The organism is Bacillus sp. CGMCC 1.16541, assembly GCF_003184905.1.
GTDB lineage: Bacteria > Bacillota > Bacilli > Bacillales > Bacillaceae_H > Priestia.
The window spans coordinates 69005-94614 of the sequence record NZ_QFRU01000018.1; the positions used below are offsets into that span (position 1 = coordinate 69005).

Below are 25610 nucleotides of genomic sequence, written 5' to 3' on the forward strand. Positions count from 1 at the left end.
ATTCGACAAGGATAGATAAAAAGAAGGAAGTCGTATGAAACGCTATTAGTCTATGAAAAACCTGCCCCTGTATATGCTAACAATGTGCAAAAGGGCAGGCTCTTATTATTCTTTCATTTCTAAATGAGCTTTTAATTCATTAGAAAGGTGCTGTAATTCGTCTTTATTTGGAACATGATAAAACGTTCCTCGTATTTTTTTACCTTCTCCTTTTACAGAATGCTGTTCAATATTATTCAAGGCCTCTGTATAATTTGATTGGATCGTCCACATATCGTCAAACGTAAGGTTCGTTTTCACGTTGTTTTCAACCACTTTAAACAAGTCGCCAAATTTCGCAAGAGAGGAAATGCTCGCTCCTTCCTCTAAAACTGCTTCAATCACTTCACGCTGTCGCTTTTGACGACCGAAATCACCTTGAGGATCGAGATGTCGCATGCGAGCATAGCCAAGAGCTTCCTCCCCATTTAAGTGAAGCTTTCCTTTTGGATAATGAATGTCGTAAAAGGTGAAGTCTAGCTTGTTGTTCACATCAACGCCTCCAACCGCATCGACAATGTCTTGAAAGCTGTTCATATTCACTTTAATAAAATAGTCAATCGGTACGTCTAAAAACTTCTCAACCGTTCCGATGGTTCCTTCCGTGCCACCAATCGCATGAGAGTGATTGATTTTTTCTTTCATAAACTTTCCTTGAATTTTTGTTCGGGTATCACGAGGAATACTGACCATTTGTATCGACTTTTTTTCAGGGTTAACCGTTAACAATACGAGTGTATCCGCACGCCCATGATTTTGATGAACTTCAGGGTTATCAACCCCCATTAGTAAAACTGAAAATGGATCACCATCATTTAAGCTAATTTTTTGAAGTCGTTTCTCTGACTTTTCGCGATTTAAATCTTCTTGAATATTGGCGAATGTCGCAGTTGCTGTATTCCATAAATAAATTGTATAACTTCCAGCGCCAAAAAGAAGTACACCCATTGTTGTTAATAAGAGCAGTAACAGTTTTTTCTTCAATGTTTCGCTCACCTCATTTTAATAGTCTTGATGTAAAAGGAGGTCGAATCAAAAGGAGAGACGTCTCTTTTTCATTCAACCTCTTTTATAAAGGACTGTTACGCGGCAGATTGCGAATCGGTTTGATATTTACGCCCTGTACGCTCCACTTTATTCCAGTTGTGGTTAAAGAAATATGCAATGCTGCCGTACATCACAATGTAAATAATGACAAAGCGATAAAGGAAGACGTCGATTAGTAACGTTGTAAGCAAGCGGCCGAAATCCCGATTCTCAAATGAAAATCCATAATGCTTGTTCATCAAGAGAGCCATTAAACTGTAAAGGAATCCAAAGATGAACATATAAATTAAGTACATCATCATGTAATGCGTGTAAGAATCAGGTGGATAGTAAATCGCCCTGACGATAAATAAAATCGCCATCACATAAGCAGATAGAGTACCTGCGAAAAATGATTCAAAAATATAGAAAAACGAAACGCCTTTTTTAAACAACGTCTTTGTAAAAAAAGAACGAAAATGAATGACGCAATCAATAAACGCTTTTTGCCAGCGAACGCGTTGCTTAAAGAAATCTTCCCACGTTTCTGGAAGTTCAGTATACGACACAGCGTCTGGTATTAATAAAATTTTCTTATTTTTAAATTTATGAATGTATTGATGAATCCGTAACGTAATATCAATGTCTTCACCAATACTCGATCGATAGCCTCCTACATCAAGAAGAACTTGCTTTCGGAAAATCCCGAATGCTCCAGAAATAACAGCAAGAGCATCAAAGCGAGCAAGCGATACTTTTGTAATGTAAAATGCTTTTAAAAAGTCTAACGTTTGTAGTCGTAATAATAAGTTAGCTTTTAACAATGACAAATGACTCAATGGTTTTGTTGTTTTTGTTTGTAAAATATGAACCATCCCACCTGCAGCCACGACATCACAATCAGCAAACTTTTCATTGACGACAGTCAGGGCTTCCTCTGTTAAAACCGTATCCGCATCAAGCGTGATGACGAGGTTGTTCGATGCATATTCAATCCCTGCATTGAGTGCATCTGCTTTTCCGCCATTTACTTTATCAATTACGTACATATGAGGGTAAAGCTCTGATTGATAAACAGCTTTCACTCGAGCGTTACTTAACTGTTTAAGTGGAGATTTTGTACATAATTTTAATTGTAAAAACTGATCAAGCAATGACATAGTATGATCTTTTGAACCGTCGTTAATATAAAGAACTTCAAAGTTGGAATACGCTAACTTTTTCATACTTTCAATAGACGTTTCAATAATGCCTTGTTCGTTGTAGCACGGAACGAGAATACTCATGCTATCTTCTTCATCAGGCTCGTATTTCATTTCCTCTTGTTTATCTCTAAACCAAGGGAGGCAATGGAAGAGATGAAGAAGTGGAAATGAAATCCCGATAATAAAGAAAAAGAGAACAAGACCTTCAAGAAGCGCATTTCCTTTATCTTTTGCATCCCACGTTCCACTCCGGCGAATATCAGCAATTCCTGTAATATCATGACTGCTTTTATCTAGTTCGAGTGCTTGAATGCCTCCGAAATAAATCGGTAGCAACTTCGGCTCAAGATTATAACCACGAGCAATCATGTCCGCTGTTAACTCTTCAGGAAATTCTTCTTCAATATACAAATACCCATTCTCACCGTAAAATCGTGGAGCATCCACTGCATCTTCGAGTGATTTCTCCATGTAGAGATGTCTTGATAACACTTGAGCCATGACAGTTGGAATACGTCGCCCCCCTGGACTTCCAATTCCTAATACTTTCTCATCCGTGACCACAATGGTTGGAGCAGAAAAACTTCTAGAACGTTTATTAGGCTCGTAGTTATTTAAAGAAGTAGAATAAGAGCTAAAATTATCGAGCGCATTGTTCACAAAGAAGCCATCGGTGTACTGACCAGAACCAAAGAAGTTACTTAACGTGTTCGTTGTCGAGATGGTCATTCCGTTTTTGTCAATAATGACGAAGTGAGTCGTATCCGTATGCTTGTCGTCGATTTTCTCCCCATCATTCTCCATTTCGGTAGACGGCTTTGATGACATCTCATCTGCCAGCTTTGTGATGTGTGCATCACTGACAAGATCGTTCACATCTAGTTCTTCAAAGTTAGGATCACCGACTTCCTTTACACGGTCATTGTTTGTTACACGTGCAATTTCTGCCATTAAATGAACAAATTCATCTTGACTGTCCTTCGTGCTTTCAATGTCCACTTTTTCAGCTAATTTTAATGATTGTGCTAACGTAATACCAGCAAGAGGAGCACTAGCGGAATAAACGGTTCCTTTTTCAAGCTCCACTTTCGTTGGTTTTGTTTCTTTTACTTTATAATTCTCTAAATCTTTCTTTGTTATGTGAGGAGCAACCTTTAAAAATGACTCTCCAACTTCACCACGATAAAACGCATCCGCTCCGTCTTCTTTAATTTTCATTAGCGTCTCTGCTAACTCAGGCTGCTTGAGTGTATCACCAGGTTGTAAATGCTTTCCATTCGGGTAAAAGCGAGGTAAATCGTCTACAGGTAAGCGCTTTGAACCGCCACCAAGACGTTGAGATAACAAATAATCAATTTCAAATCCTTCGTTTGCAAGGTCAATTGCAGGTGAAATTAATTCAGAAAAAGGTTTTGAACCGTAGTCTTTATGTAATTTATCCATTCCTTTTACAAAGCCAGGTACACCTGTTTGTTCAGAGGCTGCTTTTGGATTAGAAGGGGCTGTAACCCAATAATCGTATACGATTGGTTCGCTTTCTTTTGGTGGTAACAGCAAGGTTTGTCCACCGCCACCAATCCCAGAACCGAACGGCTCTACGACACTAAGGGTATACGACACAGCAATTGCGGCATCAACGGCATTTCCACCATTTTTTAACACATCCATCCCGACTTCAACCGCAAGTGGATGAGAAGCGCTTACGCCGTAATTGTCGGAAAAGTCAATGAGTTCATCAGTATGATCTCCTTCGGCTGTAGCGATCTGTAAAGGAGCGATGCCAAATAATAGGCAAATATGTAACAAAATAAAGAATGGTACTACTTTCTTTTGCAAAAACCATTCACCACCTTATGAAATTTTTAAACCGAGACATATGTTATCAGAAAGTACATGTAAAAAAAGTTGTTTAACAAAAAGTTTAAAAAAAGTTATTGCGATGTCATATCTGAAAAAATAAAGGAAAGGCATAACAATGATGGATGGATTTTGCATATTTATAGGTCAAATGACGATGTAGAGAAAGAAGTTTGAATGAACAGTTAAATCAAATCAATAAAGAACAAGAAAAAGGAGAAGATGAGCGTAGATATTTCTATTATTTTCAATAAAAATAAGCAAGTAGATGTGAACGGCTGATGAATGAAGGAAGGTTATAAGAAGAGAAAATGAGGCAGTGAATCGAAATGCTAGAATACTATTGTTCGATAATAGTTCTTCTGGCATGATGCAATAGCTCTTTTTTGACGAAATATTTGTGTGTGAAAAGCTCATATAATGAGAGGTGAAAACATTGATATCTGTTTAACATGAGGAGGGAGAAGAATGAACCAAAAAGAAAACGTTCGTCATCAGTTTGGAAAGAATGCGGCAAAATATGTCACAAGTCACGGACATGCTAAAGGAGAAGATTTAGCAATTTTAATAGAAATTGTTAAGGAGAAAAGTGGTGAACAAGCACTTGATATTGCGACAGGTGGAGGGCATGTAGCCAATGCAATAGCTCCTTTATATAAAGAAGTGACAGCTCTCGATTTGACAGCGAACATGCTTGAGAAGGCGCAAGAATTTATCGAAGGAAATGGCCATGACAACGTCACGTTCGTTCAAGGAGATGCAGAGTCGTTGCCTTTTGCTGATGAGAGTTTTCATACTGTCACGTGTCGCATTGCTCCGCATCATTTTCCACATGTCGATCAATTTATACGTGAAGTAAGTCGAGTTACGAAACGTGATGGCCTTTTGGTATTGATTGACAATGTAGCACCTGAATGCGAGGCGTTTGATCAATTTTATAACATGGTCGAAAAGAAGCGAGACCCTAGTCACTACCGAGCACTAAAGAAAACCGAATGGATGGCGAAGCTCGAACAAGCAGGATTTCGCATCGAGTCGATGATGACCTTTCAAAAAACATTTATGTTCGACCAATGGTGGGACATGATGGGCTTACCACTAAAAGAAAAAGAACAGCTCAACCAAAACATGATCTCAGCATCCGACGAAACAATGGCTCACTTTTCTATTACCATAAGTGATGAGCGCGTTCAGTCTTTTCAAGGGGAATCGGCGCTGTTTGTGGGGAGAAAAAGGTGATTTTATACGAGTTTTATCGTATCTTTAATAATGAAAATAGTAAAAAGGAGATTCACAATGACGCGTGCACTTTCTTTACCTACTGAATTAGAACGTTACCGAGAAGACATTAAAAAAACATTCAACCATTTATTTGAATAAAAACAAACCGAAAAGAAACGACGCTCTTTGAAAGCAAGTTTGCAGGTAATCCATACTGGCCACTTGAGATGACATATCCGACAGCTGAAAATGGAAAGCCGATGAAGCTATTAGCACAAATAAACTTTGCTGATCTTCCTCATTTGAAGGACTTTCCTAATTGTGGAATTTCGCAGTTTTTTTCATGACGCGAGAAGATTCGAAAAAGTGAGATTTTTCAAATGTCATTTATAATTGGGATTGCTATTGAGGAGTAAAACATATAAAGAGGGTGGGACATAACGAAATGATTCCTTCTCAAAACCTAACAATAACGTTTCTATCATCGTTATGTTACAACAACAAGTTCGTTCCATTGCGCTCCAGCCACTCGCTTTCCGCGGGGAGGAAGCTTGAGTCTCCTCGTGCCTGCGTGGCCTCAGCCTTTCCTCTATTTCCCGCAGGAGTCGAGTGTCCTACGCTCCATTCTGCTATTCTTTTAAACTTGTTTTTCCAACCAACAAAAATATCCGACCTACCAAAAGTATATAACTCAAAATAGTTCAGATATCTTATCTACTGAAACACTTATGTCCGAGCCTCTTTGGTTTGTTTATAAAATAGAATACCGACTATCCTTCTCATCCGTAATGAACATATGCCCCGGTGCATGTGTAATCATGAGACTCGGTTTACTTGACATCGCAACGGCTTGGGGTGTGACGCCACACGCCCAAAAGACAGGTGTTTCACCTTCTTTTACAGTTACTACATCGCCAAAGTCTGGTTGAGCTAAATCGTGAATGCCAATTTGTTTAGGATCGCCAATATGAATAGGTGAGCCATGAACAGAAGGAAACCGTGAAGTGACTTCGACGGCACGAATGGCATCTCTTGGTGAAAAAGGACGCATACTCACCACAACATTTCCTTGAAATGCACCTGCAGGCTCACAAGGTATGTTTGTCACATACATCGGCACGTTTCGCTTTTCCTCGATATGACGAATGGAAAGGCCGTTATCAAGAAGAGCTTGTTCAAATGTAAAGCTGCATCCAATTAAAAACGAAACAAAGTCATCTTGCCAATACGTTTCAATGTCATGTACTTCCTCAACGAGTTTACCACTCTTATAAATTCGATATTTCGGTAAGTCGAATCGTAAATCAGCATGAGCGGTCGTCCGTTTAGGGACGGGTGAACCGACATCAGTTACTTCAATTAATGGACACGATTTTGGGTTGCGCTGACAAAATAATAAAAAGTCATACGCCAATGCTTTTGGTAAAATGACAAGATTTACTTGTGTATGTCCAGGTGCATATCCTGCTGTTGATGCAGTAAATTGATTTCTGCGAATTAAGCTTCGTAGCTCGACAAGGTCGAGTTTTTGACTCATCGTCTTCATATTCATCACTCTACCTTTCGTCTTTTTAAAATATCTTACTTATTATAATTTACAAAAAATATAGAAATTTTTAAAGAGAAAACCCCAGAAAAGAGAGTATAATGTACATAGGGAATTTGTATTTATGCGAACAATTCGTGAACAAAAAGTGAACATTATTATTTTTTTATGACCTGATGCTAAAAATAATAGTAGCAGTTAACGCGATAACCTTGTATGATAAAAAGTGAATCAATTATTTTTGTGACCAAGTATTAAGTTTTGGTGATAATAAAAAGTGAATGACGCATAGAACGTATCAATCAAATTTTACTACCAATAACACTTTCCATCGTTTGTCGATAGTTAAAATTTAAAAATAAACGCACGTGATCGTGCATCTCGACCAAGAGAAGTTCAGGAGGCATTATGCGTAACGAAAATCAGCGTAATTTAAATAAGGAGATTGCTCCTTACACGAAGTCAGATTTGAAAAAGAGTATTCGTCAATTATGTAACACCATCATTCCATTTATCGTTTTGTGGTATTTGGCGTATGAAAGCTTAAGCATTTCTTATCTTCTAACATTGCCGCTCACCATTGTCGCTGCTGGGTTCACAATTCGAATCTTCATTATTTTTCATGATTGCTGTCACGAATCGTTTTTTAAACATTCAAGAGTGAATCGAATCGTTGGGACGATTACAGGGATCTTAACGTTTCACCCGTATTATCAATGGAAAAGAAGTCACTCGATTCACCATGCAACAAGTAGTAATTTAAATAAGCGTGGAACAGGTGATATTTGGATTTTAACGGTAGATGAATATTTAGCACAATCTTATTGGAAACGCCTCGCGTATCGTATATACCGCAATCCATTCGTTCTCTTTTTATTTGGTCCGTTTTACTCTATTTTAATTGAGAATCGATTTAACCGTAAAGGTGCACCAGCGAAAGAACGAATGAACACATATCTAACCAATGCTGGAATTATCGGGATTAGCGCATTGCTTTGTTGGTTAATTGGATGGAAAGCATTCTTACTTGTTCAACTTCCAATTTTTTATTTTTCTGGTGCAGCAGGCATTTGGTTGTTTTATGTGCAACATCAGTTTGAAGATAGCTATTTTGTAAAAGAAGAAGAGTGGGACTACGTAAAAGCAGCTGTTGACGGAAGTTCTTATTATAAATTACCGAAAATCATTCAGTGGTTAACGGGTAACATCGGATTCCATCACGTTCACCATTTAAACCCACGTGTACCAAACTATTATTTAGAAGCGGTTCATGAAAATACACCTGTGCTTCAAAACGTGACAACAATTACAATCTGGTCGAGTTTGAAAGCGATGAAATTCCGCTTGTGGGATGAACGAAATCGGAAGTTCGTTAGCTTTAAAGAAGTGAAAAAAGTGAATACAAGCATATAACTAGTAAAAAGCCAAGGTGTTTCATACCTTGGCTTTTTACTAGTTAATTTTCAGCTAATGTTGCTGTAACTGAACCTTCAGAAGATGTTTTTTGTATAGGGTCTTCCATTGGTGTAGCTCGTTTAATAAAGAACGTAAGAATGAACGCTACAACGGCAATAAGAGCCGAAACGAAGAACGCAAAGTTAATGCCATCTAACATGGCTTGCAACATAATTTGCTGTTGCATGTTTGCTAATGCTGCATCGGTTGGAGCGGTCGTCATGCTTTTTGTTGCATCTGCTAGTAAATCAGCCGCAACGGAATCTGTTCGATTTGACATGACAGTGATCAGTAAAGCAGTTCCGATTGCACCAGACACTTGATTTAGTGTATTGTTCATCGCTGTTCCATGCGGATAGAAGCGAGGAGGCAATTGATTTAACCCGTTTGTGGAAACAGGCATCATCACCATCGACATCCCAAACATACGGACAGCGTGTAACACCATTAAATACGTGTACGTTGTATCGAATGAAAGTGTGCTAAGTAAATACGTCGTATATGTCGTAATGGCTAAGCCAATCATTGCTAACACACGACCACCAAATTTATCGAATAATTTCCCTGTAACAGGTGACATCACCGCCATAACAAGTGCACCAGGAAGCATCATTAAACCAGCGTCAAACGGTGAAATGCCACGAATTGTTTGTACGTAAATCGGTAAAAGTAACATCCCTGAAAACATCGCCATGTTTAATACAATCGTAATTGTTGATGAAAGAGCAAACATCGGGTATCGAAACACACCGAAGTTTAGCATCGGGCGCTCTAGTATCGTTTGCCGATAAATAAACGCCACTAATGAAATGACACCAACAATGATGGTCGCATACACATGCGGGCTATCCCACCCTTTACTTCCTGCAGAACTAAATCCGTACAAAATGCCCCCAAATCCAACGCTTGATAACAGAAGAGAAAGGAGATCAAGACGAATGTTTACTTTTTCTTTTTTATCTTTTAATAAAAAGAATCCAAGTAATAAAACCGTCATTGCAATTGGGGTAATGAAATGAAACAACATGGGCCAATCGTAATGCTCAATAATCCAACCTGATAATGTCGGTCCAATTGCTGGAGCGGCCATTAAAATCAATCCGAAAATTCCCATAGCTGTCCCACGCTTTTCAATCGGAAAGCTTACAAGCATCACGTTCATTAATAAAGGCATCATGATAGCTGATCCAGATGCTTGAAGCATTCGTCCACCTAGTAATAGAGGGAAGAAATCAGCCATTCCTGCAATGACTGTTCCAACAGTAAACAAGCTCATCGCTGCAATAAAAAGATGACGTACTGAGAACTTTTGAATCAAAAAAGCTGTTGTTGGAATCATAATGCCATTTACAAGCATGTATCCCGTTGTTAACCATTGTACAGTTGATGCTTCAACGTTTAAATCCATCATAATGGACGGAAGAGCGATATTTAATAACGTATTATTTAAAAATGCAATAAAAGCACCAATCATTAAGATCGAAAGAATCCCGTAATTTGGACGACCTGTTTGATAGATTGATTGTTCCATCTTTTTGTTTCCCACCTTTGTATACCGATAGTCTAATATATTGAACTTATATTCCATTTCATATCATATACTAGTGGTTCAATTTATGCAATTATAAGTTACTACTAATTGTTTAAATGCTATAGATAGGGTACTATAAGAGGTATACAGGTGGTACAATGTGACGTTTACTGAACGTTTTATCATAAATTTTAGGGTAAAGGTGATAGCATGAACGATCGAAAATTGCATGTCCTTCAAGTGGCGTATCAATTATTTATTGAAAAGGGGTTTCAAGCAACGTCCATTCAAGATATTTTGGAATGCAGTGGTATTTCAAAGGGAACGTTTTATAATTATTTTTCATCTAAAAATGAACTGTTGCTTGCTCATTTTAAAGAGGTATACCGACGTATTGCGCAAGAACGTAATGAGTTACTCATCGGACAAGATCGATCATCGATTGATATTTTTATTCAACAAATCGAACTGCAAGTGAATGCGAATGAAAAACATAAATTTTTTGCTCTCTTTGAAGAAGTGCTTCTTTCAAATAATGAGGAGTTAAAGGAATCTATAAAAAAAGGTCAAATCAAAATGTTGAAATGGATTTATGAACGATTTGTTGATCTTTTTGGAGAAGAAAAAAAGCCGTATTTATTAGATGGAGCGATTATGTTTATGGGGATTTTGCACAACAACATGAAGTACTATGTAATGGCAAACGAATCGAAACCAGATGTGTCCAAAATTGTTCGTTACAGCGTAGAACGCGTGGCAAAGATGATGGAAGAAGTCGCGCAAACAGGAGAATACTTAAATCGACCTGAATTATTAACCATGTGGCTACCAGAAGAAGAGTGCGGTGTACGAGCGGTACAACAATCGTTGCATCGTACCATCATCGACTTAAAAAAATCAGTAGCACGTCATGAGCAGCAAACGAAATATATGGAGCTCCTTGATTTTCTTCAAGATGAATGTATTCATGCGGAAAGTCCACGTCGCTTTTTAGTGGAAACAGCTTTGTTACCGTTAAAAGAAAATCATGCGCCATTTGAGAACGAACAAGTAAACAAGCTAGAAGTGTTCATTCAACGTTATTTTACAGAAAAAGAAAGCGGTCTATAATGAATACTGTTTGACTCGTTTGAAAAGCTTGTACAATGAATAAACCGTGTCAAAAGGAGCCTTATTGACACGGACAATGCATTAAAATCCGTCTTCAGCCGCTGCAATGACGATGTTTAATCTTCGTTCAACTGTACGTAAACGTTGATTTAAACGATTCAACCGATTTGTGTGACGTTCCACAACGCGATTTAATCGTGTAATTTCTTGTGCTTGTAATTCATTTTGTCTTTCTAGATTTCGTACGCGTCTTTCAAGGCCACCGAGGTTTAGAAGTTGTTGACGATCTCCCGCCGTTTGCTCTTGATATGGCATATAGCTGTAACTCGTATAATCATAGTTTTGATAAGGTGTTTGCTGCTGGACATATCCGTTATAAAAGTAATATGGGTTCACTTTCATGATTCCTCCTCGTCATGTAAATACGTTATATGTTATGCGAATGCCTATGATGTGTTTGGGCAAAAGCCTAACGATGACGAAATAAACCCAAAAGGTCTAGGACGTGAAAAGAAGCATAAACTAAAAACAAGCATTCTCGTTACAGAAAAATTCTTGCTTGACAATCACTCGTTTTCAACGGATAATATCAAAAATTAAACTAAAAAAAACGGCATAGGACTAGTAAATCAATGGAATGTGGTAGAGAGTGAAACCCACCGGCTGAAAGGTTTCTCACAGAAAGTAGATTGAACCTACCTTTTTACGCCGCTTATGAAAACATAAGCCGTCTTCCTTCGTTACAGGATAAAGTGGATGCATAGGCATCAATGAAGGTGGTACCGCGGAACGATTTTTCCGTCCTTTTTATAAGGATGGGGAAGTCGTTTTTTATTTGTCTTTATGACTGTCATGATTTTAAAAAAGAAAGGTACGAATGCAATGAAAAAACAACGCATTGTCGTCAAAATAGGAAGTAGTTCGTTAACAAATGATGTAGGAACATTATCAGAGCAGAAGATGCGTAATCATGTGGAAGCACTCGCTTATTTAAAGCAGCAAGGTCACGATGTCATTCTCATTTCATCAGGTGCAGTCGCAGCAGGGTTCGGTTCACTCGGTTACATGACGCGACCAAAAACCGTTGCAGGAAAGCAAGCTGCAGCAGCAGTCGGACAGGGGTTATTAATGCAAGGATATCTCTCGCTTTTTAGCGAATATAACATCGTACCGGCTCAAATGTTGTTAACACGTGAGGACTTTTACAGTCAAGAGCGCTTTCGGAATTTGTATTCAGCAATGTCAGAACTTCTTGAGCGTGGTGTGTTACCAATTATTAATGAAAATGACTCGGTGTCGATTGAAGAGTTAACGTTCGGAGATAACGATATGTTGTCGGCGCTCGTTAGTGGCTTTTTACATGCGAATGCGCTCATCATTTTAACAGACATCAACGGACTGTATGATGGCAATCCGAATGTATCAAAAAGTGCTAAAAAATATCATTTCATTCCAGCTGTGACAGATGAATTAGTAGGAGTAGCAGGTGATAGCGGTTCTTCTGTCGGAACAGGTGGCATGAAATCGAAACTTCTTGCAGCAAAAAAAGCTCTTTCACTTGGGGTTAGTGTATTCGTTGGAAAAGGGGAAGGAAAAGAAAAACTGGTGGATATGCTTGCAGGTAAAGGAGACGGCACCTACATCGGAGGACCATTTCAAACGCAAATGCAGATGAAAAAGCAGTGGATTGCCCATCACTCTCAAGTAGCAGGTGTCATTGAAATTGATGAAGGGGCAGAACGAGCTCTCATTCAAAATGGAAAGAGCTTACTTCCCGTTGGTATTACGACAGTAATTGGCACGTTTAATGCTCTTGATGTCGTTGTCGTTCGAAACCAAAAAGGACAAACGATTGGAAAAGGGCAAATTTATTACTCTGCTGACGACTTGCAAAAAGTAAAAGGATTGCCGAGTGAACAAGCGAAAAGCTATTCAATTAATCAGCGTGCAGAAGCGATTCATCGAGACAATTGGGTAACGGCTGAAAAGGAGCGTGTGTAAAGATGAGTGAGTTAATTCAAAAAGCAACAAAGGTAAAGCAAGCAGCTAAAGCATTAGGGATGGTTACAACTACAGAAAAAAATGAAGCATTAGCGAAAATAGCTGATCATTTACTAACAAAAAAAGCATGGATTGTCATAGAAAATGAAAAAGACATTAAAGAAGGCAAAGAAAAGGGATTTTCACCTGCACTGTTAGACCGCTTACTGTTAACAGAAGAGCGAGTTGAGCAAATGGTAGACGGCATTCACCAATTGATTCAATTAGACGATCCAATCGGTCAAGAAATAGAGTCATGGGAACGCCCAAATGGTTTACATATTCAGACGATACGTGTTCCTCTTGGTGTTGTTGGAATGGTGTATGAAGCACGCCCGAACGTTACAGTAGATGCAGGGAGTCTTTGTTTGAAAGCAGGAAATGCGGTGCTTTTACGAGGTAGCTCATCTGCACTTCATTCAAATAAAGCACTTGTTCATGTGATGAGAGAAGCGCTAGCGGATTCAGCAATTCCAGCGGATGCTGTTCAGTTGTTAGAAGATACGAGTCGTGAAACAGCGGCTGAAATGTTTAAGCTGAACGACTACTTAGATGTGCTCATTCCACGCGGTGGAGCAGGTTTAATTCAAACAGTTGTACAAAATGCAACGGTACCTGTATTAGAAACAGGAGTAGGCAATTGCCATATCTTTGTTGATGAAACAGCACAACAACAAATGGGTATAAACATCGTCGTCAATGCGAAAACACACCGTCCATCAGTTTGCAATGCAGCCGAAACGGTGTTAGTTCATAAAAATTGGCCTTACACATCACAATTGCTTTATACCCTTCATGAAAAAGGAGTGGAGCTACGTGGGGATGCAGAGCTTGCTTCGACGTACTCGTTTATTAACTTGGCAACAGAAGAAGATTGGCGCACAGAATTTTTAGCCCCAATTTTAGCGGTTAAGCTTGTAGATGATGTAAAAGAAGCGATTGCTCATATCGATCAGTACGGAACGAAACATTCAGAAGCAATTGTGAGTGAAAAGGAGCAAAATGTGAATCTCTTTTTCCAAACGGTAGATGCCGCTGCCTTGTATCATAATGCATCCACTCGTTTTACAGATGGTGAACAATTTGGTTACGGGGCCGAAATTGGCATCAGTACACAAAAACTTCATGCCCGTGGACCAATGGGATTACGAGCGATTACCACATCAAAAGCAATTATAAGAGGAACAGGACAGATTAGGGGATAAGCAATTTCAAAGCAAGGTGTTGGATGGTCTCTAATTAATTAACGAAAAGAAGTTCGTGAACGCTTGGCCACGGAAGAAGGAAGCAAAAGATACAGGCAGCGAAAAATAGATGTAGAGCCTGTGTTTGGACAGATTAAGCACAATCGAGCGTTTAAGAGATTTGGGTTAAGAGGCCTATCCAAAAATACCACGGATTGGGGTCTTATTTGCGCTGCACACAATTTACTGAAGTGGGCAGCCAACAAAGAAAGCGAACAAAAATTAGGGTAATGAAGGGAAGGGATATCCCTCTTTCCCTTATAAATCCATCAAACTAAAATCCAGAAACTGGATGAAAAGTAAAGGAGGCGACTCTCAGATCGAATTTATTCAACCTTTTGAGTCAGCCTCATTTTTTGATTAAAAAACAAGTTTAAAAGAATAGTGGAATGGAGCGCAATGGAACGAACTTGTTGTTATAGCCTAACAATTACAGAACGAGTCATTTATATACATAGTGAAGAATCCTCCAAGGCTGAAAGTTTAACTTATTATATGATGTTGATACAACGAGAGGTGCAAGGTCTATTTGGGCATATACAACAGAATGGGAGTGAGAGAGAATTCGCTCAACTATGTTAAATTAAAATATTCAGTAAATAATTCTTGAAGGCTCGAGAAGAATTTGGTAAGATAAGAGCAATTCAAAGACTACATGTAACTGGCGAAACACGGATGACCGTGAGGGAGCATGTAGTGTCGTTTAGCCGTTCGCCTGGGCAGAGGTAAGGGAAAGCAGTCCTTACCTTTTTCTGTTTATAAGGAGAGGATGCAACGAGACGACTTTTACTTTTAGTATGTAATTGTACCTATAAGCTTTCTAACGTTTCAGATGTAAGTTGAAAAAATCATCAACAAAAGAGGGGAAAACAAAATGAGCGCATTATTAGTACAAAAAGTCAAAACCATTAAAACATTAAACAACATCGCACAAAGCGGATTAAAAGTTTTTAATCAAGAGACATTTACAATTGACAATGACAGCGAAAATCCTGATGCTATCGTTGCTCGTAGTTTTAACATGCATGGCATGGAGTTTGGCTCTAATCTAAAAGCAATCGCGCGTGCTGGAGCGGGTGTGAACAACATCCCAGTGGATCGATGCACAGAACAAGGTATTGTCGTGTTTAACACACCTGGTGCGAATGCAAACGCGGTTAAAGAAATGGTACTAACATCATTAATGGCTTCATCTCGTAATCTTTTTGCTGGTGTAGCATGGACGAAAACGTTGGAAGATCAAGGCGATCAAATTCCGAAACTCGTTGAAGCAGGAAAGAAACAATTTGTCGGAAAAGAAATTAAAGGAAAAACGTTAGGTGTCATCGGCTTAGGTGCAATCGGAGCACTCGTAGCGAACGATGCGCTTGATTTAGATATGGATGTTGTCGGATTCGATCCATTTATTTCGGTTGATACAGCATGGAACTTATCGCGTAACGTACAGCGAGCAATGACACTTGAAGAACTGTATGCAGAAGCAGACTACATTACGGTTCATGTTCCATTAACAGATAAAACAAAAGGAATATTTAATAAAGAAACGTTTAGCATTATGAAAAAAGGTGTTCACATTTTAAACTTCTCACGTGGAGAGCTTGTGAATGAAATCGACATGGCAGTAGCGCTTGAAGATGGAATTGTAGGTAAGTACATTACGGACTTCCCAAATGAAAATGTCTTGAAAATGAAAAATACGATTCCAATTCCACATCTAGGGGCATCGACACAAGAGTCAGAAGAAAACTGCGCGGTGATGGCAGCTCGTCAAGTTAAAACCTTTTTAGAAACAGGAAACATTAAAAACTCAGTGAACTTCCCGAATGCATCGATTCCATATGCAGGAAAACGACGCGTCACAGCGTTCCATAAAAATGTACCAAACATGGTAGGGCAAATGACGGTTGCAATTTCAAGTTACAATTTAAACATTGCTGACATGGTTAACAGAAGTCGCGGTGAATACGCATATACGATGATTGACATTGATAACGAAGTAAATGGTGAAGTAATTCCAGGGTTAGAAGAAAAATTAAGCCAGATTGAAGGCATGATCACCACGCGTATTATTTAATGACTGGTTACGTGAAAAGTCTCACTTTCTTTAGGAGAGTGAGGCTTTTTTTGCATAACGAGAGAAGTGACTGGGAATTCTTTTAACGAAGGTAAAAAGAGCCAACCAATTGGCTGACTCTTTTGGAATTAAAACGTATGTGCGACATCTTTTGCACGGGCAATTGCATTTTCTTTAATTTCTTGTGCCTTATCCGGCATTGCCGCATGTCCTTCTACAAACACCCCTTCAAAAGAAGGAACACCGAAAAACTGCATGATGATGCCTAAATAACGATGGCCCATTTCAAGTTCGGCAGCTGGACCTTCTGAATAAATACCGCCACGTGCTTGAATATGCAACGCTTTTTTATCGGTTAATAAACCAACAGGACCTTCTGCCGTATATTTAAATGTTTTTCCAGAAACTGCCACAGAGTCAATGTACGCTTTCATCACTGGTGGAAACGAGAAGTTCCATAATGGTGTAACAAACACGTATTTATCTCCAGAAACAAATTGATCGCATAGCTCCGATAGTCTGCCTACTTTTGCTTTTTCTTCAGCAGATAGCTCTTCGAATCCTTTACCTGATTGAAGTTTCCCCCAACCACTAAACACATCGACATCAATGTGAGGAATATTTTCTTTGTAAAGGTCAATATGAACGACGTTATCAGACGGATTCACTTCTTTATACGTATCAATAAATGCTTTTCCCACAGCCATACTATATGAAGAGGTATCATCGTGTGGATGAGCGGTAATGTACAGTACTTTAGCCATTGTTACACTCCCCCTATATCATTGTACTAAAAGTCTGTGCGTTTTAGTTTGTGAAGAGGTTCTATATTTATGTGCATCACAGCTATTGAAGTATTTTGATGAACTGTCTTTATCTAACAGATTAATTTGGTGTTTAGTTGCTTATACTAACCATAATACAAATACGCTTTTTACACCCTCGATTCAACATGAACGGGGGTTAACGTCGTCGTAATGGGTGTTCGTCAAGGTAGGCAATCGGTGCGAACACCTATGAATTCTTGAATTATGCATCCATCGGTCTTCTTGATATTGCAAATGAAGCATTGAATCTTGGCGGAGATACCGATACGATTGGTTTTATTACAGGCACGATTGCAAGCATATATGATAAAATGGACTGCATTTCAAACGAATGGATTGATTAGTTAACGAGAAAAGATGATCTGCTAGATGCGTGTAAACGGTTTTTCCATTCTTTTCATGAACGCGCCGATGCACAGAGGAAAAAACGTGGAGAGTAAATGAACGATGAATGGATAAATGAAACACAAGAGCCGAATGAGAGAACAACCTCTCGTTCGGCTCTTTCTTGTGATTTATCCTATTTCTAACATTTTATCTAAATTTTCTGAATAGTAAATAGTAATACGTGCTGTTTCAAAAGAACTAGGAGGCTTTTTATATAGAAAGAATAAAGGAGGCGTTGCCGTGAAAGTTACGCTTAGTGATATTCCAGCTATTGATGTTCATGCACATCCATATGAAGCAAATATACGACCTTATACGGAAGAGGAGTATGTGAAAAAATTGTCTCTTTCCGTTATTCCCACAAAGATTTCTCGTGATGCAAGAATGCCAAAACAACCTTTTCCAGGTACAAACATGTGGGTGCAAATTTTAATTCAGCGTCTCGCTTCGTTTTTAGGGTGTGAGCCTATCTTAGAAGAAGTGGTTGCTCATCGCAATCGCCGGGCAACAAACTTCCAGCAATTTACGCGTGAGCTTTTTCAGGACGCTCATTTAACAGGGATTGTCGGTGACTTTGGCTATCCACAACCTCCGCTTACGAAAGAAAGCTATCAAGATTTATGTGGCGTTCGTATGTGGGAAGTATATCGAATTGAGCCAGTGATGGTTCGAATGAGCGAACAATGTGATTCGTTTACACAGTTTGTTGAAAGTTACCGAAAAGATGTCAGAAACGAGTTGAAAAAAGACGGAGTGATTGGGTTAAAATCAATCATTGCTTACCGAAGTGGTCTTGATATTCAAGAGATGGATGAATCAAACGCAAAAGCGGATTACGCTACATTTAAAGCGAACACACGTGCAGAAGTGAAAAGGTTGCGAGATTACTGTTTGCATATTGCGATGGAGGAATGTACAAAAGCAAGCAAGGTGATGCACATTCACACAGGAATTGGTGATGGAGAGGTCATCCTTCCAAAAGCTAGCCCGAGCTTTCTTCTCGATATGTTGCGAGATGAACAATATAAAAACACAAAGGTTCACCTTGTACATGGTGGTTATCCATGGGTGGAAGAAGCAGCTTTTATTGTGAGTATTTTACCAAATGTCTACATGGACATCTCGCTGCAAAACCCATTTAGTGGGCATGGTGTGAAGCGTGTTTTATCACAAGTGTTTGAGTTCGCACCTTTTGACAAAGTGATGTACGGATCTGATGCATTTACAATGCCAGAGATGAATTGGCTTGGTGTGCATTTGTTTAAAGAATGCTTTGAAGACGTATTAACAGATTGGGTGGCGCACAACTACATGGATGAAGGTACGGCAAGAGTGATTGGTGAAATGGTGTTATATCGAAATTTTGAGCGTGTCTATCATGATCACTTGAAGGGAGATACATCATGAGTAAACCATTAACATTGGGTATTGAGCCACAACGGAAGCTTGGTTACTGGTCGATTTGGGCGCTAGGGGTCGGAGCGGTAATTGGAGATGGTATTTTCGTTTTAATGGGCCAAGGAATTGCAACAGCAGGACCAAGCGCGATGCTTGCGTATTTAATTGCGGGACTTTCACAACTATTTTTAGTTATTGCACTTGGAGAATTAGCAGTAGGGATGCCGAGTGCAGGAGCGATGTCTCAATGGGTTGAGCGCTTTATCGGCAAATGGTGGGGCTTTTTAGCTGGATTTGCATTTGCGATTGGGTGGGTTATTGCAGGGGGAAGTGTCGGGCTTGCGTTAGGGAAGCTCACCATGTGGTTCTTTCCTAGCTTAACAGGCAATGTATGGCCTGTGTTCTTTGCGATTGTGTTTTTGTCCATTTTTGCTCTGTTAAATATTTTAGGAGCAGAAATTGCCGCGAAAACGCAATTGGTTCTTGTCGTGCTCATGACACTCGTGATGGCATTATTTTCAATCATTGGATTAAAAGACATCAATATCGCGAACTTTCAACCATTTTTTGCGACAGGCTCTGATGGATTTTGGGGAGCGATTCCACATGGAACGTATGCATACCTTGGAGCGGTGACGCTTGCGACGGCAGGGGGAGAAGTACGAAATCCAAAAGATTTACCAAAAGCATTAATTTGGGCAAGTATTACGTTCCTTGTCTTATATACAGCGGCACAAGCGGTACTACAAGGGTTAATTCCATGGGAACAAATCACAATGGACGGATCACCGTTTACGGATGCAGCTGGAATGGTATTTGGTATGGCAGGAGCGTACATTATGAACATGACGGCTTGGATTGCGGCAGCTACCTGTTTATTAATGGGAACGTTGTATGCATCTTCACGCATTTTTTATGCACAAGCAAAACGCGGTTTTCTTCCGGGCTTTCTTGGGAAGCTTCATCCGAAAACAGGAACACCTGTAAACGGCATTGTTGTAGTATGGGCAATCTCTATTTTACTTATCATTCTAGGTTCATTTAATCCTGATTTTCTTTATGTAGAACTATCAACACAACTTGTGCTCGCTTGGCTTGTATCTTGGACATTAGCACTTATTGCAGCTGTTTTATACCGAAAACGTGCTTTTGATGAAGTGCAACAATTACCATGGAAACAGCCACTTTATCCACTATTTCCAATCTTAGGGTTCATCGGAATTCTCATTGTGTTTTATGGAACGTTCATTGGCGCTCCGATGACACTTGTACGCGGAATTATTTGGATGGGTATTCTGTACGTTCTCTTCCGAATTTTTTATAAAAATAAACAAGAGTCCACCAATGACAGTGAGTAAAAAAGTATGAGCAAATCAATACGTGTCTCTCCATCGTTAGCAGAGACTTTAACAAGCATTCAACAACATTTACACAAGTATCCCGAGTTGTCTTTTCAAGAGTTTCAAACGTGTGAATTTATCGTGTCGATTTTAAACAAGTGGAACATTCCGTTTACGAGAGTCGGAGAAACGGGGATTTTTGTTGATATTGTCGGTCAAAACGGAGCAGGCCCTCACATCGGAATTCGAGCAGATATCGATGCTCTGCCTATTGAAGAGAAAACCGACTTAGACTTTGCTTCTGTTCATCAAGGTGTGATGCATGCATGTGGCCATGACGGACATACCGCGATTTTACTTGGGACGATTTATCAACTGTATCATCATCGCCATCTCTTATGTGGAAGGGTTCGCTGTATCTTTCAACCTGGTGAAGAAGCAGACGGTGCTGCACACCAACTCATTCAACTAGGTGTTTTAGAAAATCCGAAAGTGGATGAAATGGTGGCGCTCCATTTATGGCCACACCTTCCGCATGGGACAGTAGGAGTGAAATATGGTGCCGTTACCGCTTCTTGTGATGATTTCAAAATCGAGATAAAAGGAAAAGGAGGTCATAGCGCAAGACCTCATCAAGCCATCGATGCGATTATGATTGGTACACACCTTCTCCAAGCATTGCCAACAATCGTCACGAAGTTAACGAACCCTGTGGAACCCGTTGTTATTCACGTCGGAAAAATACGTGGCGGAACGGCTAGTAATGTGGTGGCTGATTCTTTTGTATTAACAGGGACAACGAGAACGGTAACGAGGGAAACAAGAGCTAAAGTCAAACATCAACTGACTGAACTAGCTGAAAAAATGGCTGGCGCTTTTGGTGGAAAAGCAGATGTATTGTATGAAGAAAGCCATCCACCTGTTATCAATGACGAAATGCTAACAAAGAGAGTAGAAGAACGTGCACGGGAGTTATTCGGAGACGAACGTGTCGTGTTGCTAAAAGAACCTTCGATGGGAGCAGATGATTTCGGAGCGTTCGCAGAAGTAGTGCCAAGTACGTACATTCGACTTGGCACAGCTCTTTCTAACCAACCTGTTTACGACTTGCATCATCCGCAATTCACGTTTGACTCAAGCATCATCTCAATTGGTGTGGAGTTATTTACACAGATTGTGTTAAACAAGCAACAAAAAGGAGGAGTGAATGAGTGACAACGAAAGACGATGTACTAGAACTCGTCAAAAAACGAGAAATTGAATTTATTCGCATTGAATTTTTAGATTATGCAGGTGTAACAAGAGGGCGTACGATTCGTCCTTCCCAACTAAAAAGTGCATTTGAACAAGGTGTGAATTTCAGTACAGCGATTATGAGCTTTGACATGTTTGATGAGTACATCCCTGATCCTACATTTGGTCCGGACGATGGTGACTTTTTTGCTGTTCCAGATCCCGCAACATTTGCGATCCTTCCTTATCGAAAAAAGACAGCGAGAATGCTTTGTGACTTAGTCGACATAGACGGACAACCGTGGCCAGGGTGTCCTCGAAACGTCTTGAAACAAATGCTAAATGAAGTGGAAGAGATAGTTGGCGGGACCTTAAACATGGCGTTTGAACAAGAAGCGTATTTGTTAAAAGAAGTCGATGGTAAAATCGTTCCAGCTGATCAAAGCCACTGCTTTTCAACAGATGGGGTCGACGTACAAGAAGACTTTGTTCAAGATTTTGTGTCTGTTTTAGAAGCGATGAATGTCACGACTGAACAAGTGTCAAGTGAATACGGACCCGGTCAACTTGAGATTAATTTAAGGTATACGAATGCGTTAAAAGCAGCGGACGATCAAGTCACGTTTATGCATGTGTTTAAGCAGCTTGCTCGTGACAAAGGGATGATTGGAACGCTTATGCCAAAGCCGTTTCAACATCTAGCAGGAAGCGGTCTTCACGTACACATGAGTTTATTCAATGAAAAAGGAGATAATTTGTTTGCAGATACAGAAGATGAGAGAGGTCTTGATTTATCGGAAACCGCGTATCAGTTCATTGGTGGTTTGTTAAAACACGGCATGGCGCTTGTCGCAATTGGTGCACCGAGTGTGAACTCGTATAAGCGCATGCAACCAGGCTCATGGGCACCTGCGCATCTTTGCTACGGAATGGGAAATCGTTCGGTGTTGATTCGTGTCGTCGATAAACGACGCACAAGACGATTTGAATACCGTGGGGCAGATGGGACGTGTAACCCATACTTACTCGCAGCTTCCCTTATTGCAGCCGGTCTCCAAGGGGTTTATCACCGCATCGACCCAGGCGACCCTGCCCATTTTGATGTAGGACACGCAACAGAAAGTGAACTACACGAAAAAAACATCAAACGCGTACCAAAAAATTTAAACGAAGCCCTCACCACCCTCCAACAAGACACCATACTTGCCCAAGTCATCGGCCCCACCATCTGGAACGAATTCATTAAAATCAAACAAACCGAATGGGATAAATATGTCGGGTATGTGAGTGAGTGGGAGTTGGGGGTGTTTTCGAGGAGGTTTTAACTCTCCTTAAATAGTAAGTAATTAAACTCATGAATATGGTAAAATAAAGGATAAATGGCCAATAAAATTAAATCGAGTCATATGACTCATTCTACATGAAACCACTGCTTTCAGTAGTGGTTTTCTATAATGGGGGGATGGAACGTTATGCATGTCACACATACACAGTTAAGAAAGATGACGTTAGATGAATTAGAAGAGCTCGAACAAGAACTTCATGATAAAGAGGACGACATCGAGTATTCTTTGTATCCTCAAAAGATTGACGTTTATAAAGAAATGCATAAAAGACTTCAAAAAAGCGTAAAGGAGAACAAAGAAGAGGAATTTTACCTTGAATATATAAAAAAGCAGCTTTTGATTTGTTTGATTCATTATGGCACGTATTTAAAAATGAAGTATATAAAAGATGATAGGATGGCGATGAGTTGCTTAGAAGAAGCATTAAAATATGACCGAAGAAATCCAATCGCCGCATATCGAATTGGCTTCTTATTTTATAAGCAAGCAAAGTATTACAATGCGCTAAATTACTTTCAAATGGCGATTAGCAACCAAACTTATGATGAAAGTAGAAAAGATTATCTCTTAAATCAACAACAAGTGATCAATGCACACCTTTATTTAACAAACAGTGCACTTTACATAGCGGCAAACACACAGGATGATCTAGACGCAATGAAACATCCGAATCAACAAGAGCTTCCAAACTATGAATTTTCATCGCTGTATCGTAGTTTAAAAGAAAATGAGACCTATTTAGAAAAGAATGCATTTTACAAAGTGAGTCAAGATGGAAAAGTGATGTGTTCAAAACAAGAATGTGAAGAGTTCGTTCATGAGAATGAGTTAACGAACACGCTTCTTCTTTATTTTAATGACCGAGATATCAAACTCTATTTTCGTGGCTATTATTATCAGATTAGTCCGGATCATGCTGGGATTTTGCGTTACTTATTGACGAGCACATCTCAACACTCACCAGGTACAAGAATGAAGATGAGTTCGTATTTTAGAGATTGCCATGTGAACGGTGAACCATCAAGAGATACTTTTAAACAAGCGATTAGTCGACTAAGAAGAAGATTAAAGAGTTTGAAAATTCCTGAAATCATTCAAACGACTAATCATCACGGGGAACTAGCTTACTATTTTGATGGAACGCTTTCTTATTACGTGATGTACAGAGTAGACGAGACAATTGAATAGCTCTCTTCAAAAGGTGGTGACAGGGGTGTCACCGCCTTTTTGCGATAATAAAGTCATAACGAAGAGGGAGATGATGGAATGAAAACATGGAATCAATTATTTACTCGTCATGGATTTATGGTGCAAGAAGAAAGAGCTAACGAATTTGTTTGTTTAGGTGAAACGGAAGAGAATCTCATTTTCTTAATGGAAAGCTTAGAAAACGCATCTGTACCATACAAATTTGAACACGGGTTTTTAACAATCGAACGTCCAATTGTTTCAGAAGAAACATGGTTAAAGAGTGTCGATTTTCAATATAGAGGTAGAGGGGAAGGGTTATGGTTTCGACCAGGGAAAGAGGAACCAAAAGTGAAAGAACTGGATACGTATGTCGCAGGTGTTGTACGTCAATTGAATCGTTTAGGTCTTCACACGATGTATTGCTGTGATGGTCATGATACAAGAAGACCATCAATTGGCTTTGAACAGTGGGTAGATATGACGAGTGTAAGCAACGTTTTACAAGCAATCGGAGTTTCAACATTTCATGTGAGACATCAAGTAATTAGTTTAAAAATATCACGAACTCAACTTTTAGATCTCGCGGAAAAGATGGCGTTAGTGAACAAAGAATGGGTCAATGAAGACTGCGAATGGATCAAAAAACAGTTGTTTCTACATCAGCTAGAGCAATGTTTATCAATAAATGGAGAAAGTGGGAACGAAAGCGAAATTCGAGAATACGTGATTGAGCAACTAAATCCTCATGTCGATTTTCTGACGGTCGACCGAACAGGGAATATCCTCGCTCAAAAAATGTGCGGAACCGGTCGTGGACCAACCGTTTTAGTCAATGCTCACCTTGATACAGTCGAAATGATTGAAAAAGGAAGAAAGATTGTAAAAGAAGGCTCCATTTGGTCAAGTAGCGAAGGAATACTAGGAGCGGATGACAGAGCGGGTGTAACGGTCTTAATCGAATTAGCAAAGCGTCTTGAAACATTGAAGTTTCATGGTGCGGTGAAATTTATTTTTACAGTGGAAGAAGAAGTGGGGTTAGTTGGAGCTAGACGTGTTGATGGGTATTTTCTGTGGGACGTGGATGCTGCATTTGTTGTCGATCGCCGTGGAACAGGTGATATTGTGACATCATGTGGAGGATATGAGCCGTTTTGTCACGAAAACTATGGAGCATTTGTTGAACAAATCGCCATAACTGAAGGGTTAGAAGGGTGGAAGTGTGCAGCTGGAGGAAGTAGTGATACAAGAGTTTGGGCTGGTTACGGTATTCAAAGTGTTAATTTATCTGCCGGCTATCAACATGAACATACGAATGACGAGACATTACATGTAGATGCTTGTTATGAAACGCTTATGTTATTAAGTGGTGTGTTTCAGCATGGAAGAGAGTTAGAGAGAGTAGTAAGAGAGTTGAAGAGAAGCGATGTAAAGAGTAATCGTATTAGCTAAGCAAATAGTAACAAAAAGCCCATGTGGACGTTCATGGGACTGACCCCTGTTTTTGAGACAGGGATCAAAACACCTTTTAAACAACCAGTTT

General features: G+C 39.5%; 20 protein-coding genes, 1 pseudogene, 1 riboswitch and 1 other annotated feature. Of the genes and pseudogenes, 15 read left to right on the forward strand and 6 right to left on the reverse strand.

The features are described 5' to 3' along the window. Positions 1-105: 105 nt before the first annotated feature. Positions 106-987, reverse strand: coding sequence for an LCP family glycopolymer transferase (locus tag DIS06_RS15005; RefSeq protein ID WP_110114067.1), 882 nt, complete (start codon positions 985-987; stop codon positions 106-108). A gap of 134 nt (positions 988-1121) precedes the next feature. After that, the gene (locus DIS06_RS15010) at positions 1122-4106 is read right to left on the reverse strand and encodes a gamma-glutamyltransferase (protein WP_110114043.1); all 2985 of its coding nucleotides are present in this window, start codon (positions 4104-4106) and stop codon (positions 1122-1124) included. Between the two features lie 489 nt (positions 4107-4595). On the opposite strand from DIS06_RS15010, the gene DIS06_RS15015 reads away from it, so the two are divergent. Beyond that, entirely contained in the window at positions 4596-5366 is a 771-nt protein-coding gene (locus DIS06_RS15015) for a class I SAM-dependent methyltransferase (protein WP_110114044.1), read from the forward strand. 137 nt (positions 5367-5503) lie between these two features. Beyond that, positions 5504-5695, forward strand: a complete 192-nt coding sequence (locus tag DIS06_RS20975; RefSeq protein ID WP_481746871.1) for a DUF1963 domain-containing protein — start codon at positions 5504-5506, stop codon at positions 5693-5695. Between the two features lie 404 nt (positions 5696-6099). On the opposite strand, the gene DIS06_RS15025 is transcribed toward DIS06_RS20975, so the two are convergent. Continuing rightward, complete coding sequence (locus DIS06_RS15025; protein ID WP_110114046.1) at positions 6100-6894, reverse strand: putative hydro-lyase; 795 nt, start codon at positions 6892-6894, stop codon at positions 6100-6102. A 408-nt stretch (positions 6895-7302) separates the two neighbouring features. On the opposite strand from DIS06_RS15025, the gene desA reads away from it, so the two are divergent. After that, complete coding sequence (gene desA / locus DIS06_RS15030) at positions 7303-8307, forward strand: Delta(5) desaturase DesA (RefSeq protein ID WP_110114047.1); 1005 nt, start codon at positions 7303-7305, stop codon at positions 8305-8307. Positions 8308-8350: 43 nt separating this feature from the next. Here desA and DIS06_RS15035 read toward each other — a convergent pair whose 3' ends face one another. Then, positions 8351-9880, reverse strand: a complete 1530-nt coding sequence (locus tag DIS06_RS15035) for a DHA2 family efflux MFS transporter permease subunit (protein WP_110114048.1) — start codon at positions 9878-9880, stop codon at positions 8351-8353. A gap of 210 nt (positions 9881-10090) precedes the next feature. Here DIS06_RS15035 and DIS06_RS15040 point away from each other — a divergent pair, with 210 nt between their 5' ends. Then, on the forward strand, positions 10091-10990 hold the full coding sequence (locus tag DIS06_RS15040; RefSeq protein WP_110114049.1) for a TetR/AcrR family transcriptional regulator: 900 nt from the start codon (positions 10091-10093) through the stop codon (positions 10988-10990). Positions 10991-11071: 81 nt separating this feature from the next. On the opposite strand, the gene DIS06_RS15045 is transcribed toward DIS06_RS15040, so the two are convergent. Then, on the reverse strand, positions 11072-11386 hold the full coding sequence (locus DIS06_RS15045; RefSeq protein ID WP_110114068.1) for a hypothetical protein: 315 nt from the start codon (positions 11384-11386) through the stop codon (positions 11072-11074). A gap of 209 nt (positions 11387-11595) precedes the next feature. Continuing rightward, positions 11596-11799, forward strand: a binding site (T-box leader). 73 nt (positions 11800-11872) lie between these two features. Between DIS06_RS15045 and proB the strand changes: the two genes are divergently transcribed. From proB to DIS06_RS15065, 4 genes and pseudogenes are all read left to right on the forward strand, one after another. Next, positions 11873-12991, forward strand: coding sequence for a glutamate 5-kinase (gene proB / locus DIS06_RS15050; RefSeq protein WP_110114069.1), 1119 nt, complete (start codon positions 11873-11875; stop codon positions 12989-12991). A gap of 2 nt (positions 12992-12993) precedes the next feature. Continuing rightward, complete coding sequence (locus tag DIS06_RS15055; protein ID WP_110114050.1) at positions 12994-14235, forward strand: glutamate-5-semialdehyde dehydrogenase; 1242 nt, start codon at positions 12994-12996, stop codon at positions 14233-14235. Between the two features lie 42 nt (positions 14236-14277). Then, positions 14278-14505 (forward strand): annotated as a pseudogene (locus DIS06_RS15060) (transposase); the annotation flags it as partial. 416 nt (positions 14506-14921) lie between these two features. Further along, positions 14922-15002, forward strand: a riboswitch (ZMP/ZTP riboswitch). Between the two features lie 146 nt (positions 15003-15148). After that, entirely contained in the window at positions 15149-16348 is a 1200-nt protein-coding gene (locus tag DIS06_RS15065) for a phosphoglycerate dehydrogenase (RefSeq protein WP_110114051.1), read from the forward strand. Positions 16349-16476: 128 nt separating this feature from the next. Here the strand turns inward: DIS06_RS15065 and DIS06_RS15070 are convergent, their stop codons facing one another. Further along, positions 16477-17112, reverse strand: a complete 636-nt coding sequence (locus DIS06_RS15070; RefSeq protein ID WP_110114052.1) for an FMN-dependent NADH-azoreductase — start codon at positions 17110-17112, stop codon at positions 16477-16479. 260 nt (positions 17113-17372) lie between these two features. On the opposite strand from DIS06_RS15070, the gene DIS06_RS20195 reads away from it, so the two are divergent. From DIS06_RS20195 to DIS06_RS15100, 7 genes are all read left to right on the forward strand, one after another. Next, positions 17373-17519: a hypothetical protein gene (locus DIS06_RS20195; RefSeq protein WP_162595988.1), complete on the forward strand. Its 147-nt coding sequence runs from the start codon at positions 17373-17375 to the stop codon at positions 17517-17519. A gap of 283 nt (positions 17520-17802) precedes the next feature. Next, positions 17803-18969, forward strand: coding sequence for an amidohydrolase family protein (locus DIS06_RS15075; protein ID WP_110114053.1), 1167 nt, complete (start codon positions 17803-17805; stop codon positions 18967-18969). Then, positions 18966-20318: an APC family permease gene (locus DIS06_RS15080; protein WP_110114054.1), complete on the forward strand. Its 1353-nt coding sequence runs from the start codon at positions 18966-18968 to the stop codon at positions 20316-20318. The genes DIS06_RS15075 and DIS06_RS15080 overlap by 4 nt, the downstream gene beginning before the upstream one ends. Positions 20319-20324: 6 nt before the next feature. Next, complete coding sequence (locus DIS06_RS15085) at positions 20325-21515, forward strand: M20 metallopeptidase family protein (protein WP_110114055.1); 1191 nt, start codon at positions 20325-20327, stop codon at positions 21513-21515. Further along, positions 21512-22858 (forward strand): glutamine synthetase family protein, encoded by a 1347-nt coding sequence (locus DIS06_RS15090; RefSeq protein WP_110114056.1) that lies wholly within the window; start codon positions 21512-21514, stop codon positions 22856-22858. Before DIS06_RS15085 ends, DIS06_RS15090 begins: the two co-directional genes overlap by 4 nt. A gap of 147 nt (positions 22859-23005) precedes the next feature. Next, positions 23006-24067, forward strand: a complete 1062-nt coding sequence (locus tag DIS06_RS15095; RefSeq protein ID WP_110114057.1) for a hypothetical protein — start codon at positions 23006-23008, stop codon at positions 24065-24067. Between the two features lie 78 nt (positions 24068-24145). Continuing rightward, entirely contained in the window at positions 24146-25519 is a 1374-nt protein-coding gene (locus DIS06_RS15100) for a M20/M25/M40 family metallo-hydrolase (RefSeq protein WP_110114058.1), read from the forward strand. Positions 25520-25610: the final 91 nt, after the last annotated feature.